The sequence below is a fragment of the Glutamicibacter sp. NPDC087673 genome (genome assembly GCF_044743255.1).
Classification (GTDB): Bacteria; Actinomycetota; Actinomycetes; order Actinomycetales; family Micrococcaceae; genus Glutamicibacter.
The window spans coordinates 1-12,724 of record NZ_JBIUWB010000001.1 but is presented as its reverse complement, the minus strand read 5'-3'; the positions used below and the strand labels follow the sequence as shown (position 1 = coordinate 12,724).

Genomic DNA, 12,724 nt, shown 5'->3' with positions numbered 1-12,724 from the left:
ACACAAAGTCTCTAATGTAAATATTGTTGCGAGGCACCGGCCTGGCTGATCCTGCAAAGTTCAGTGAGCGAATACGCGGGAGACTTGCCGAGTTCTGCCTGCAACGGGCACGCTGGGAACATGGAATCCCTGTTCGACGACAGTGCACTGCCCCGTAGCGGGGGAGCCTTGCGCCCAGGAGCCTGGCACTTGCCGGGGTGGCTGGACGCGCCCGCGCAGCAGTGGATCGTCCGGCGCTTCTTCGAATGGGGCAGCGGGCCTGTTCCGCCGCACCGCACAGCCGTCAACGGCCATCCGATGAGCGTGCAGAGCTTGTGCCTGGGATGGCATTGGAGCCCGAACCGCTACTCCAAGACCGCTGACGACCTGGACGGGCAATCAGTGGCGCCCATGGAAGACTGGCTGGTCCGCTTGGGCAAGCAAGCGGTCGCAGAAGCTACTGGTGACCTGCAGCGCGCGCAGGACTACCAGCCCGATGCGGCTATCGTGAACTACTACGACGAGCAGGCCGCCATGGGCATGCACCAGGATGCGCAAGAACGCATCAACGCCCCAGTGGTTTCGCTGTCCATCGGCGATTCGGCAACATTCCGCCTGGGCAATACCGAGAACCGCAACCGGCCATGGCAAGAGATCCGGCTGGCTTCGGGGGACCTGTTCGTCTTCGACGGCCCCTCACGCTTCGCCTATCACGGGGTGAGCAAGATCCATGCCGGGACCGCGCCTGCAGGCCTGGGCCTTGGCGGCGGACGCATTAACATCACGCTGCGCCAGACCGGGCTGGAAGCGAACTAGTTCCCCAGATCGATCGTGGCAGCGAGCGCGTAATGATCGGAATCGGCGATTTCCAGCCGCTCCAGGCCTGCTGATTCGACGCCGCGCAGCATCACATGATCGATGCCGAGCATCGGGAACAGGGACCGCGGCCAGGTCAGGGCCAAGCCCCAGTCGCTGTAGTGGGCTTCCTCCAGCTGGTTAGCGACCGGCGCGAAGTGGCGGTCGGAGCTGGTGGCGTTGAAGTCTCCGGCGGCAACGATCTTCGCAGAATCGTCATCGGCGAGGTAGCCGGCCAAGGAAGCAAGCATCATGTCCCGCTCGTGATGGCCGGTAGGCCTGGCCGACGCCGCATGCACAGCGTACAGGCGGACATCCCCTTTTTCGCTGGCCACGTCCACCCGCAACGCGCGGTCCCAACCCAGCCCCAGATCCAGGGGCTCTGGATTCTTCAGCGGATAGGCGCTCCACACGCCTACGGTGCTGACCATGTAGCTGTAAGGATGGGATTGGGCGAGCTCGGCGGTGATTTCCGGCTCTTGGCCTTCACCGATTTCCTGCAGGGTGATGACCTGCGCGCCGTTGGCTGCCAATTCGCGGGCGGCTTGCACGCCCGCAGACTCGTGGACGTTTTGCGTGGCAACCAGCAGGGAAGCTTCTGGTGCGCGCCGGTCCGAAGGCAGGAACGCCGGCCCGAAGAGCACAGCCCAAACAACGACCGGTACGAGCAGGCCGATGAAGCTGATGCGTCCGCGCACCACCAAGGCCATCAGCAAGAGCACTGGAATTCCGAGGCCCATCCACGGGGCCAGGTTATCGACGATCAATCCGAGACCCAGGACATCGGGGATCTGCTGGTGGAACACCATTAGCCCGGCCAGCGCGAGACAGAGCATGACAAAGAAGAACCTCGCGATTATTCGCGAGGCCGACAGGCGATGGTGCGATGAATGAGGCATAGGACTTAATACAGTGGCACAAAATACTGTGGGATTCGTAATTTTCCGCTCGGGGATTGCCACTGTCGCCCGATGCAGTCACTACGATGGATAAGAGCGCCGAGGGAGCCGCTTCCCAAGACCCTGCCATGAATTGAGAAATTGAATGACTGCCTATGTATCTGGCGGAAAACTACTGCTGGCAATTGTTGCCTTGGCCATGGGCGGCGTCGGCATCGGTGTCACTGAGTTTGCCATGATGGGCTTGCTCCAGGAAGGTGCCGCTGATCTGGAAGTGGGCTATGCGCAGATGGGCCTGATGATCAGCGCCTACGCAATCGGCGTGGTGGTGGGCGCCCCGGTGCTCACTGCGCTGGCTGCCAAGATCCCGCGCAAGCGTGCGGTGCAGCTGCTGATTCTCTTCTTCACGCTCGCCAACCTCTCCTCATTCTTCGCTCCGGACTACAACACCATGCTGGTGACCCGCTTCCTTGCAGGCCTGCCGCATGGGGCCTACTTCGGACTGGCCGGTGTGCTTGCCGGCAGCCTGGTTCCGGCCACGATGCGCGGACGCGCCATTGCCTGGGTGATGCTCGGGCTCTCGGTGGCCAACGTTGCCGGTGTCCCGTTGGTGACCCGGCTCGGCCAGGAATACGGCTGGCGTTCGATGTTCCTGGTCGTCACTGCGATCGGCGTGTTGACCGCTGTGCTGATTAGCTTGTTCGTCCCATGGCGCAAGACCGATGCCGGGGCGAGCATCCGCCGCGAGCTGACCGCCTTGAAGAGTGCCCAGGTGTGGCTGGCGATGCTCACCGGCATTGTCGGCTTCGGCGGATTCTTCGCGGTGTACTCCTACATTTCGCCCACGCTGACCGAAGAAGCAGGACTGCCAATTGAGCTGGTGCCGTTGGCTTTGGCGCTCTATGGCGTAGGCATGGTCGTTGGTTCGCTGGCCGGTGGCAGGCTTGCCGACTGGTCGATCTTCGGCGCGATCAAGCTTTCTTCCGTTTTCATGATCGCCACCATGCTGATTTTCGCGGCCGTGACCAGCTGGGTGGTTCCGACGATGATCATGGTCTTCGTGATGGGCGCGGTGGGTTCCCTGCTGATCCCTGCGTTGCAGACGCTGCTGATGGATTCGGCCCCGCATGCGCAGTCGCTGGCTGCTTCGCTGAACCACTCCGCGCTGAATGTTGCCAACGCGCTGGGCGCCGCCCTGGGTGCCGCGGTGATTGCCGCCGGTTACGGATTCCGCGCCCCATCTGTGGTCGGCGCTGGACTGGCCGCTTTGGGCCTGCTGATCGCGTGGATAACCCAGATCCGCGCGAAGAAGGTGGGCCTGCTCGTAGGCCGCGAAGCTTTGGAAGCCCGCGAGCAGGCGCGCACCCACTAGCTGCTTCGGCTAGCTTGCCACCGCGGTGATGTTGAACATCCAGACCACACCGAACTTGTCGCGCAGCTCGCCGAAGGAGTCGCCCCACGGGGCCCGCTCCAATGGCATGTTGATCTGGCCGCCTTCGCCCAACCCTTCCCACCACCGGGTCAGGGTCTCCGCGTCGGCTCCGGCCGTCCCGTCGCTGCTGAGCGCGATCACGCCATTGCCCCGCACGTCCATTTCGGGCGGGGTGTCCGAGGCCATGAAGTGCAGGCCGCGTTCAACGAATAGCGAGGAGTGCATAATCTGGTCGGCAACGGCCGGATTGTTGTCATTCATGCCTTCTTGGAAGGTCATCATGGAAAGCTCGCCACCGAGTACCTGGTGGTAGAACTCCATTGCTTCCTTGGCGTCTCCGGCGAAACGCAGGTATGGGGTCAGTCCGATGGTCATGGGATTGCGCCTTTCGAAGGAGTGGGTGGGGCCGGCAGGTCCCGACCCATATTCTTCCACTTGGGGAGCACCGTGTGAATAGCAGAGTGTGACCAGCGTCTCGAATGGCCGATTTGGCGTTTTCGGCAGTGCTCCGGTAGAGTTTTATCTCGGTTCAGCGGTTGTTCAAACCGCGGAAAACCACCTCATTTGGGGGTATGGCGCAGTTGGTAGCGCGTCTGCATGGCATGCAGAAGGTCAGGGGTTCGAATCCCCTTACCTCCACCAAATGGAAACAAGCCGGGAAACATCAGAAATGATGTTTCCCGGCTTTTTCGCATTCTCCCAAGTTCCCAACAGGCCATGCTGTAGGGTTGGCTCAATTTCCCAGACGATCCCGTCTTCGAACCAAGGGAGAATCAATGAGAGAACTAACCTACTTCGTTGCAGTGAGCTTGGACGGGTACATTGCCGGTCCTAACGGTGAATTCGATGCTTTCGCGGTGGCTGGTGACCATGCGGCGCCCATCTGGGACCGCTACCGCGGCACCGCGCCGACCCAGCTGGCAGAGTCGGCTGGACTGCCTATCGAGGGGTGCCCTTTCGATACGGTGCTGATGGGCTGGAATACCTACGCTGTCGGCTTGCCAGCACTGCCCAGCCCTTACTCGCATCTGAGGCAGATGGTTTTCACGCGCGAGCACTCTGCACCTCCAGGAAGCCAAGAGGTGCAGTTCACCAGCGCGGATCCGCGAGAGGTCATCGGGGAACTCAAATCCCAACCGGGTGACGGCATCTGGCTGTGCGGCGGAGGGCAATTGGCCGCCAGACTCCGGCCGGACATCGACAGGTTGGCCCTGAAAGTGCAGCCGGTGATGTTCGGGTCGGGTATCAGGCTCTTCGGGGACACGGGGTATGCCCCGGATCGCTGGAGGCTGGAGAACATGCAGACTTTTGCCTCCGGAGTCTGTCTTGCCGAGTACTCGCGCGGCTAGTGGACGTTGGAGGCGGCTACATTCCTTCGTCTCCGATATGACCCGCAGCTGTCGCATCGAGCACACGCTCAACGAACGCCGCGTATTCGCCCATGTAGTGGGCCAGGAACTTCTGGGTGTCCGGGTTGCTGATGCTCCCGTCCTCGCCGAAGTCTTCGGGACGGTACTGCAGGTAGACCTCGGGGGAGTTCAGCTGCGGGGCATCCAGGAAGCTGAGGACGCTGCGCATGCTGGACTGCATGACCGCGGTACCGATGGCTCCGACCGAAGCGCCGAGCAGGCCGGTGGGCTTGCGGGCGAAGGAGTTGGTGCCCCAGGGCCGCGAACCCCAGTCGATGGCATTTTTCAGCGCACCGGGAATTGAACGGTTGTACTCCGGGCTGATGAATAGCAGGCCGTCCGAGGCCTCGATGGCGGTCTTTAGCGCGGTCCCGGCTTCGGGATAATTATCATCGTAGTCAGCGCTATACAAGGGCAGATCGCTGATCGGGATTTCCGTGAAACTGAGGTTTTCAGGTGCCAGGGCTATCAGGGCCTTGGACAGGACGCGGTTGATGGAGTTCGTGGCGAGCGAACCGACGAAATAGCCGATGTTGTAATCCATGGAACCACTTCAGCACCGGGGCGAGGGGTGGCAAAAGGCCCTCGGGCAAACTCCCAGCTAAGCCAGGCCGCCTGGTTGACCGCGCTGGGTAATCTGCTGCGAGCCGAAGGCTGAGAAGTCGGCTTTGCGTGGCGGGACCTAAACCGTGAGCACGCGCAGGCCAGTGCCGCCGGTATTTCGCAGGTCGTGGTCCACCCCTGCATCGGCCAATACGCTGTCACCGGGACCGAGCTCGTATACGCGCTCGCCGACCCGCATCCGCGCCCGGCCCTCGATCACCTGGTAGAACTCCTGCAAAGCTCCCTGGCCCTCGTGGCGATGGAAGCCCTCGAAGCCGCCTGGTTCTATCACCCAGGTCTGGATGGCTACCGGCATCCCGGTATGCCCGGCGAAGTGGTGGCTGACCTTCATGGCTGACCCTTCGTGCATACCGTAGTCGAAGGCATGGGCATCGCGCGCTTCAAACGGATCCATGGCTATCCCTCCGCCTGGTATCCCAGCCTGGTGCTGATTCGCCTTGCTGCGGTGCGGGTGCTGGAGCAGAGCTGCTCCAGCTCATCGGCGCCGATGCGGTAGAACGGAGCGGCGGTCATGGCGCAGGCGACGAGTTCACCGCGGTGATCGAGAATTCCTGCGGCCACTCCGACCTCCTCGGCGGAGGTCTCGCCGTAGTTGACCGCGTAGCCCCGCTCGCGTACAAGATCCAGGCGTGCCTGGTATTCGGCGGGGGCCGTGCCGGCAAGATCGATCTCTCCGTTGGAGATCAGCTCCGCGCGGCGTGCTGGATCCTCATTGGCGAGGAATACCTGGACGGTAGCGCTCAGCCCCGAACGGTACCGCGACCCCATGACCGAAGTGTGCTTGACCAGATGGGTTGAAGGCAGCTGTTCTACCGAAATCGACTCGCTGCCGTCCCAGATGTTCAGTACAGCGGTCTCGCCGGTAGCTTCACGCAGATCTTCCAGAATGGGGTAAGCCACCTGCCGCACGTCCAGGTTGGCAAGCAATGGTCCGGCAATGGCAATCAGGCCGACACCCAAGCGGTACTTGCGGGTTTCCGCGTCGCGATCCACAACGCGTTCCTGCTCAAGGGTGGCCAGAATGCGCGAGACGCTCGATTTGTGGAGGCCGACCTGCTCCGCGATTTCGGTGACGCCCACTACCGGGCGCTCAACGGTGAAGCAACGGAGCACATCGAGCACGTTGACGATCACCGAGGTGCCTCGGGTTTCACTGCGAATTTCAGTCATTTCCCCTCCTGAGTTGCTACTATCCTACGGCTCAAACCAGTGGTTTGCGGCTGGTTTCGACCGAGCAGGCCACCGCCACCAGCGAAATCACCGCTGCGCCCATCAAGTACCAGCCGGGGGCAAGGACATTGCCGCTGGTGGCAATGAGCAATGTGGCCACGAATGGCGCCGTTCCGCCAAACAATGCATTTGAGAGGTTGAACGACACCGCGAAGCCGGAATAGCGGACCTTGGTGGGGAACATTTCCGCGAGGTAGCTCGGAAGGGTGCCGTCGTTGAGCGTGAGCATCGCGCCGAGCAGGACCTGGACCAGGACGATAACCAAGAAGTTTCCCGATTCCAAGGCCATGAATGCAGGAACGGTGAACAGGATGAACAGAATCGATGCGCTGATCAAGACACGCTTGCGGCCGAAGCGATCCGAAAGCATGCCGGTGACAAAGATGAATCCGACGTAGGTCAACAGTGCAACTGTCGTTGCCAGGTAGGAACGGGTGGCGTCCAGTCCGAGCTCTTCGGATAGATAGGTCGGCATGTAGGAAAGGATTACATAGAAGCCCACGGCGTTCAGCAGCACCGCACCCGCAGCCTGGACCAGCTGGCGCCAGTGGTTCTTCAGCAACGATCCGACTGGGGATCCCTCAGGAGTGGAGGGCTCGGATGCTTCAAGGAAAGCTGGCGAATCCTCCAGCTTGGTGCGGATATAGCGGCCAATCAGCCCCATGGGCGCAGCTAGCAAGAACGGTATGCGCCATCCCCAGGACTCCAGATCCCCGGTTGACAGCAACCCGGTCAGCCCGGCGGCCATCAGTGAGCCGAAGAGCAGGCCGGTGGCAGTGCTCGCCGGAACCACTGCCGCGTACAGGCCGCGCCGGTTGGCCGGCGCGTACTCGACCAGGAAGGCGGAGGCGCCGGCATACTCGCCGGCGGCAGAGAAGCCCTGGACCAGACGCAGGGCCAGGAGCAGCAGGGGCGCGCCAAAACCGATGGATGCGTAGCCGGGGAGCAGCGCTATGCAGAAGGTTGCACCGGTCATCAGCAGGATCGACCACGACAGGGCTTCACGCCGGCCGATCTTGTCGCCCAGATGCCCCCATATGAACCCGCCGACAGGACGGACCAGGAAGGAGATGGCGAATACCCCGAAGGTCATCAGCAGACCAGCTTGGGGGTCGTCGCTGGGGAAGAATACGGCGGCGATGGTGACGGCGAAGTAGCCGTAGGCCGCGTAGTCGAACCATTCCACGAAGTTGCCGATGAAGCTGGCAGCGATCACCTTGCGGCGGGTCTTCGCGTCAATGGTGCGGGACTGGGGCACGCCGGTGGCCGCTGCGGCCGTGGTTCCGGTGGGAGCTTGCAGTGGGGAGTTGCTGGAATGGTTCATGGGGTGAAACCGCCTCTGGAGGGCAACGGCTTTGGCCAGTGCTGGCTTCTTTGCCGCTGGAATGATGAAGTGTTCCGGCAGACCGGTGCGTGGTCTTCGGTTCTAGGCACAGCCCCCTGCTTGCTGCGCCCCAGATGGCTAAAGCAGCCGTGGGGCGGGGCTCGGGCCCCGCCCCACGGTTATCAGTTGCCCCTAGGCATCGATGATGTTGTTTTGTGGGCCGAAGCCGAATTTGGTGATGTTCTCGACGCCGCCGTCCTCGCCGATGACCAGAATGTCGTGCTCGCGGTAGCCGCCGGCACCTGGCTCGCCATCAGCGACGGTGATCATTGGCTCCATCGAAACGACCATGCCCGGCTCCAGAACAGTCTCGATGTCCTCGCGCAGTTCCAGACCAGCTTCGCGGCCATAGTAGTGCGAGAGCACGCCGAAGGAGTGGCCATAGCCGAAGGTGCGGTTCGGGAGCAGTCCGTGGGAGATGTAGATTTCGTTCAGCTCCGCTGCGATGTCCTTGCAGACCGCTCCGGGCTTGATGAGCTCCAGTCCACGCTTGTGGACCTCGACGTTGACGTTCCACAGTTCCAGGCTGCGGGCATCCGGCTCGCCGAGGAACAAGGTGCGCTCCAGAGCGGTGTAGTAGCCGGAGGTCATCGGGAAACAGTTCAGCGAGAGGATGTCCCCGCGCTCCAGCTTGCGGGTGGTGGCCCAGTTGTGGGCGCCATCGGTGTTGATGCCCGATTGGAACCAGACCCACGTATCGCGCACTTCGCGGTGCGGGAAAGTCTTGGCAATCTCGTGCACCATCGCCTCGGTGCCGATCAGTGCGACCTCGTATTCGCTGATGCCTTCGCGGATCGCTGCCTTGATGGCTTCGCCGCCCAGGTCGCCGATGCGTGCACCGTGCTTGATGACCTCGATTTCCTCGGCGGACTTGATCATGCGCTGGCGCATGGCGTCCTGCGAGACATCCACCAGGGTTGCGCCGTCGAAGGTGTCGGCGATCTGCTGGCGGGTGCGGCCCGGCAGGAAGTCGTCTTCCACGCCGATCCGGGTTGCCTTCACGCCGTCGCGCTTAAGTGCTTCCTGCAGGCCGTAGAAGAAGTTGTCGCGCTTCCAGTCGGTGTACACGATGTTGTCGCCGTAGCTGGTGCGCCATGGCATGCCGGCATCGATGTTCGCGGTGACGGTGGTGGAGTTGTCGGCGGTGACCACCAGCGCGTAGTTGCGGCCGAAGGTGGTGTACAGGAAGTCCGAGTAGTACTTGATGCCGTGGTAGCTGGTCAGGATGACTGCGTCCAGCGACTTCGTGGCCATGATCTGGCGCAGGCCGGCCAGGCGGCGCTCGAACTCGGCATCCGAGAAGGTCAGCTGCTCCTTGGCGCCGTTGTGCAGGGTCTTCAGTCGGGCCAGTTCGGAAACATTGGTGGCGATATTGGCGGTAGTCATGGTTTTGGCTCCTTGTGGGAAATCAACTGTCAAGGGAGGCCGGCCCAATCAGATGGATTGCGAGGATTCATGGGAATCGCCGGAGAAGAAGTACGTGTTGCGCTCACTGCAACGCCGTTGCATTTAGATTATGTGTGCCCTGCGTCACTGTCAAGGGCGATTGTGAAAACTTTTTCTGCAGTGCACAAGATCGGAATTGTCCTGCATGAATATGAAAACCACGAGGTAATGCAGGAGGCCGCGAAGCTCATCATGGCGAGCATCGCGGCCTTCATGCCAATGCGGGTTCTACTGCTTAATTCTGTGGGTCCTGTCCTGGGTCTTCCTTGAGGATCGCTCCGCCGCCATCGGGGTCGGCTACGAAGACCAGATTCGGGTCGGGGTTGTTGATGTCCTTTTCCAGCTGCTTGATCGCCTTGTCTCGTTTGAGCAGCCTCCGGATCAAATTGATGATCATCAAAATGATCACGAAGGAGAAGGGGAAGGCGCCGATAATGGTGCCAGTTTGGACCGTATCGACCACCGCGGTTCCGCCCATGGTCAGCAGCACGGTGGTCACCGTTGCGACAGACAGCACGAGGACTACACGGAAGACTGGACCGGATTTGCCCGGGGCGGAGACGAATTCACTGAGTGCGTAAATGCCAGAGTCCAAGGATGTCACGTAGTAGGTGGCCACCAGGATGGTGGAAACAACTAGCAAGACCGTGCCAACGACAGGCACGGAGTCAAGCATGACGAACAAGCCGGAGGAAGTGTCCTCGGCGACTGCACTGCTGATGCCACGATTAGTCTGGTCATCGTAGTAGAGGGCTGCGGAGCCGATCACTGCAACCCAAACCATCACGATCAATGAAGGAATTATGGTCACGCCGAGAACGAATTCGCGGATGGTACGGCCACGCGAAATGCGGGCAATGAATCCGGCCACAAATGGGGAGAAGGCAATAACCCAGCACCATATGAAGACCGTCCACCAGCCATTCCAGCTGTCCTGCCATGAATCCAGGGTGGTGGTGGCCAATCCTGAATCGGTCCACAGGCTCATATTGGCAAAGTTCGTGAAGAAGCTGCCAAAGGTCTGGGACAGATTCGAGATGATGTACAGCGATGGGCCGAAAATCAGCACCGCTGCGATCAGCACGATACTGAGGATCGAGTTCAATCCGCTGATGCGTGCCATACCCTTGCTGATGCCGACGATAGCCGAAATTGAGGTGATGCCGGCGAAGATCAGAATGACCATGAACCACATCATTGGGCTGGCGGTTAATCCAGTGAAGGAAGTCAGGCCGGAGGAGAACTGCATGGCTGCGAATCCGAAAGAGGTAGCCAGGCCGAGTACGGTCGCGATAATTGCCAGGAGCTCAACGATGACACCGGCTCCGCGTCGCGACCAGCGGGGCAGGATATCGACGGTAGCCTCGCGAAAAGTCAATGTCTTGCCGAGGTTGTGATGCGAGTAGGCCAAGCACACTGCAACGGCGCAATACATTGCCCAGGCGGTCAAGCCCCAGTGGAAGTAGGTCCAAACAATGGCCCCTTCTTCGCCGCCACCGTTTGGCCCTGCTGGGATCACGGGGTTTTCATCGCGAAGCATAATTGGTTCGGCAACTGACCAGAAGATCAAGCCGATGCCTTGGCCGCAAGCGAACAGCATGGAATACCATGCGAATTTGCTGTGCTGCGGTTTGGCATTCGGGCCACCGAGACGGATCTTGCCTACTCGGCTCATGGAGAGCCAAATGCACACCACCACTGTGAATACTGAATACAAGATGAAGAGCCAGGTGAATTTTCCGGTGACGAAAGTGCGCATTTCGGAAATCGCGGCTGAGGCGGCTTCTGGATTGGACAGGACCCAAATCATCACGGCGATGATCAGTACTGGGGGGATTACGCGAATGAGCAGTCGATCCATGGGAGGTATGTGCCGCCCCATGAAACGTGGTACCTCAACTTGCTTCTTAGTGCCTTCAGGGGTCCGGGGTGCTTTCGCGGACTTTTTCCTGTCTTGGGATGTCGAGCTATCCACAGACATGCTATTTCACCTCGATGCTGATGTTGCCCAGCAGCAGCTCGCCTTTGAGTGCATCGGCAACTTGGTTTGTGACGGTTTCGAATAGCAGCTGGCCGCGATCTGCCGTGGCGCCCTTCGCAGAAGAGAGGCAACCGCTGTCCGGGGTGCGTGACGGATCCTCCGGGAAGATGTCATAGGGCGCGAGCTTAGCGGGCGGGTGGTCGACAACCCGATCCATGTTTACCAGGTGCGGGTGGAGCAGGAGCATCAAGGAAGTTTCGAGGATGCCTCCGTGCTCGATGTCCCAGCCGAGGAAGCCGTCGGGGAAGACCTTGGCCAAGGTTTCCTCATCGACAAAGTCCCAGTAAGACAGCAGGATGGCGCGCGACGCCGCGCCGGCGGCTCGGCACTTGGCTACTGCGTTGTCCAATCCTTCGTAGATGAACTGGTAGTTCTCGAAATGCCCGTTGAGGACGACAACATTATCGAAGCCCTGGGACATGAAGGATGCAACTACGTCCTCAATCATCAAGCTAAGCGAAGTGCCGCCGAGGCTGGTGGTGCCTTTGCGGTGGTTGCCGCCGCCGGAGCGGGGCTGGGATTTGTACCCGTAGCTCAACGCCGGCGCAACCAAAGCACCTGTGCGTTGCGCGACGGCTTCTGCGATGGAACGCGAGAGCATGGCATCTACGCCCAGTGGCATGTGAGATCCGTGCTGTTCGGTCGCTCCGGCCGGGATGATAATGGTGGATCCGGTACGCGCTACGTTCTCGGCGTAAGTCTGGGCATCGAGTTCGTCTATGAATACTGAGTGCATGGAATTCTCCTGGACCCGTGGGGCAAGTAATGCCGCAGGCGGGAAAGATTCGGTATCGGAATACGGTTGCAAGAAGCGCAACAGTGTTGCACTGAATCATTTCAGTGGCTCACGTCACAGTCAAGCCTCATGGTGAAAAACTTCGCATGGTGGTCGTGGCGCATCTCGCGGGTTTAGCATCTGCACGATGAGCGGCAAGAAGGGGTGCCAGGCCAGTGCGGTAACGAGGTGCCTGCTTGCGCGGTGCACGAAAATCGAAGTGTTGCGTGGCGGATGCATGCCGGGCGGTTTGGATTAGCGCGCCAAGCAGGGGTGGGACGGGGTGATGCGTGGTTGCGTAATAGCGGCGAGCGGTGCAAACGATCGGTTTACCTCGCGGCTCATGGATCCGGTTGGTCGGGTGGGGGCTTCAGCCGTTCCTTGAGTTGCTGTATCCATTTCGAGTCGCGTCTCAATTGTGGGAACGGCTTGTGCGCGTAGCCCGTGGCTGGTGGGGCGGTGGACTTGTAGGACATCGCCGAGCCGGGGCAGATCATGATGGTGTGGCCGTTGCCGTAGGTCGTGTATTCGTACCAGCCGGCGGCTTCCTTGGCTTTGTTGCAAGTAGCGCATCGGCCATCGCCGTTGAAGACGGTGCTCTTGCCGCCGCGGGCGTATTGCTTGACGTGGTCTATTTCCTCCACGATGCC

General features: G+C 60.7%; 12 protein-coding genes, 1 tRNA gene and 1 pseudogene. 4 read left to right on the top strand and 10 right to left on the bottom strand.

The window, feature by feature from the left end; genetic code table 11:
• The first annotated feature begins 120 nt into the window (after window positions 1-120).
• Window positions 121-795, top strand: coding sequence for an alpha-ketoglutarate-dependent dioxygenase AlkB (locus ACIOTL_RS00070; protein ID WP_332487612.1), 675 nt, complete (start codon window positions 121-123; stop codon window positions 793-795).
• On the opposite strand, the gene ACIOTL_RS00065 is transcribed toward ACIOTL_RS00070, so the two are convergent.
• A complete protein-coding gene (locus ACIOTL_RS00065) occupies window positions 792-1,670 on the bottom strand; it encodes an endonuclease/exonuclease/phosphatase family protein (RefSeq protein WP_388023018.1) in 879 nt (292 codons plus the stop codon). The two genes, ACIOTL_RS00070 and ACIOTL_RS00065, sit on opposite strands and share 4 nt — an antisense overlap.
• A gap of 208 nt (window positions 1,671-1,878) precedes the next feature.
• On the opposite strand from ACIOTL_RS00065, the gene ACIOTL_RS00060 reads away from it, so the two are divergent.
• On the top strand, window positions 1,879-3,105 hold the full coding sequence (locus ACIOTL_RS00060; protein WP_105656358.1) for an MFS transporter: 1,227 nt from the start codon (window positions 1,879-1,881) through the stop codon (window positions 3,103-3,105).
• A 9-nt stretch (window positions 3,106-3,114) separates the two neighbouring features.
• Here ACIOTL_RS00060 and ACIOTL_RS00055 read toward each other — a convergent pair whose 3' ends face one another.
• Window positions 3,115-3,540, bottom strand: a complete 426-nt coding sequence (locus ACIOTL_RS00055; protein WP_133833990.1) for a VOC family protein — start codon at window positions 3,538-3,540, stop codon at window positions 3,115-3,117.
• A gap of 191 nt (window positions 3,541-3,731) precedes the next feature.
• On the opposite strand from ACIOTL_RS00055, the gene ACIOTL_RS00050 reads away from it, so the two are divergent.
• Both ACIOTL_RS00050 and ACIOTL_RS00045 read left to right on the top strand, forming a co-directional pair.
• Window positions 3,732-3,807 (top strand) — tRNA-Ala (locus ACIOTL_RS00050).
• Between the two features lie 134 nt (window positions 3,808-3,941).
• Window positions 3,942-4,514 carry a dihydrofolate reductase family protein gene (locus ACIOTL_RS00045; RefSeq protein WP_400341175.1) on the top strand — a complete coding sequence of 191 codons (573 nt, stop codon included), beginning with the start codon at window positions 3,942-3,944 and terminating at the stop codon, window positions 4,512-4,514.
• A 16-nt stretch (window positions 4,515-4,530) separates the two neighbouring features.
• Here ACIOTL_RS00045 and ACIOTL_RS00040 read toward each other — a convergent pair whose 3' ends face one another.
• The 8 genes and pseudogenes from ACIOTL_RS00040 to ACIOTL_RS00005 form a co-directional block, all read right to left on the bottom strand.
• Window positions 4,531-5,118, bottom strand: coding sequence for an NADPH-dependent FMN reductase (locus tag ACIOTL_RS00040; protein WP_400341173.1), 588 nt, complete (start codon window positions 5,116-5,118; stop codon window positions 4,531-4,533).
• A gap of 138 nt (window positions 5,119-5,256) precedes the next feature.
• Entirely contained in the window at window positions 5,257-5,592 is a 336-nt protein-coding gene (locus ACIOTL_RS00035) for a cupin domain-containing protein (RefSeq protein WP_400341171.1), read from the bottom strand.
• 2 nt (window positions 5,593-5,594) lie between these two features.
• Complete coding sequence (locus ACIOTL_RS00030) at window positions 5,595-6,368, bottom strand: IclR family transcriptional regulator (protein WP_400341169.1); 774 nt, start codon at window positions 6,366-6,368, stop codon at window positions 5,595-5,597.
• A 31-nt stretch (window positions 6,369-6,399) separates the two neighbouring features.
• On the bottom strand, window positions 6,400-7,752 hold the full coding sequence (locus tag ACIOTL_RS00025) for an MFS transporter (RefSeq protein ID WP_400341167.1): 1,353 nt from the start codon (window positions 7,750-7,752) through the stop codon (window positions 6,400-6,402).
• 192 nt (window positions 7,753-7,944) lie between these two features.
• Window positions 7,945-9,198: an aminopeptidase P family protein gene (locus tag ACIOTL_RS00020; protein WP_400341165.1), complete on the bottom strand. Its 1,254-nt coding sequence runs from the start codon at window positions 9,196-9,198 to the stop codon at window positions 7,945-7,947.
• Window positions 9,199-9,493: 295 nt separating this feature from the next.
• Entirely contained in the window at window positions 9,494-11,119 is a 1,626-nt protein-coding gene (locus ACIOTL_RS00015) for a BCCT family transporter (protein ID WP_388023001.1), read from the bottom strand.
• Between the two features lie 121 nt (window positions 11,120-11,240).
• The gene (locus tag ACIOTL_RS00010) at window positions 11,241-12,035 is read right to left on the bottom strand and encodes a creatininase (RefSeq protein WP_400341163.1); all 795 of its coding nucleotides are present in this window, start codon (window positions 12,033-12,035) and stop codon (window positions 11,241-11,243) included.
• Between the two features lie 380 nt (window positions 12,036-12,415).
• A pseudogene (locus ACIOTL_RS00005) lies at window positions 12,416-12,724 on the bottom strand (HNH endonuclease); the annotation flags it as partial.

Coding starts and splice junctions, on each gene's coding strand:
- ACIOTL_RS00070 (WP_332487612.1), top strand. CDS start 121: ATGGAATCCCTGTTCGACGACAGTGCACTGCCCCGTAGCGGGGGAGCC.
- ACIOTL_RS00065 (WP_388023018.1), bottom strand. CDS start 1,670: ATGCTCTGTCTCGCGCTGGCCGGGCTAATGGTGTTCCACCAGCAGATC.
- ACIOTL_RS00060 (WP_105656358.1), top strand. CDS start 1,879: ATGACTGCCTATGTATCTGGCGGAAAACTACTGCTGGCAATTGTTGCC.
- ACIOTL_RS00055 (WP_133833990.1), bottom strand. CDS start 3,540: ATGACCATCGGACTGACCCCATACCTGCGTTTCGCCGGAGACGCCAAG.
- ACIOTL_RS00045 (WP_400341175.1), top strand. CDS start 3,942: ATGAGAGAACTAACCTACTTCGTTGCAGTGAGCTTGGACGGGTACATT.
- ACIOTL_RS00040 (WP_400341173.1), bottom strand. CDS start 5,118: ATGGATTACAACATCGGCTATTTCGTCGGTTCGCTCGCCACGAACTCC.
- ACIOTL_RS00035 (WP_400341171.1), bottom strand. CDS start 5,592: ATGGATCCGTTTGAAGCGCGCGATGCCCATGCCTTCGACTACGGTATG.
- ACIOTL_RS00030 (WP_400341169.1), bottom strand. CDS start 6,368: ATGACTGAAATTCGCAGTGAAACCCGAGGCACCTCGGTGATCGTCAAC.
- ACIOTL_RS00025 (WP_400341167.1), bottom strand. CDS start 7,752: ATGAACCATTCCAGCAACTCCCCACTGCAAGCTCCCACCGGAACCACG.
- ACIOTL_RS00020 (WP_400341165.1), bottom strand. CDS start 9,198: ATGACTACCGCCAATATCGCCACCAATGTTTCCGAACTGGCCCGACTG.
- ACIOTL_RS00015 (WP_388023001.1), bottom strand. CDS start 11,119: ATGGATCGACTGCTCATTCGCGTAATCCCCCCAGTACTGATCATCGCC.
- ACIOTL_RS00010 (WP_400341163.1), bottom strand. CDS start 12,035: ATGCACTCAGTATTCATAGACGAACTCGATGCCCAGACTTACGCCGAG.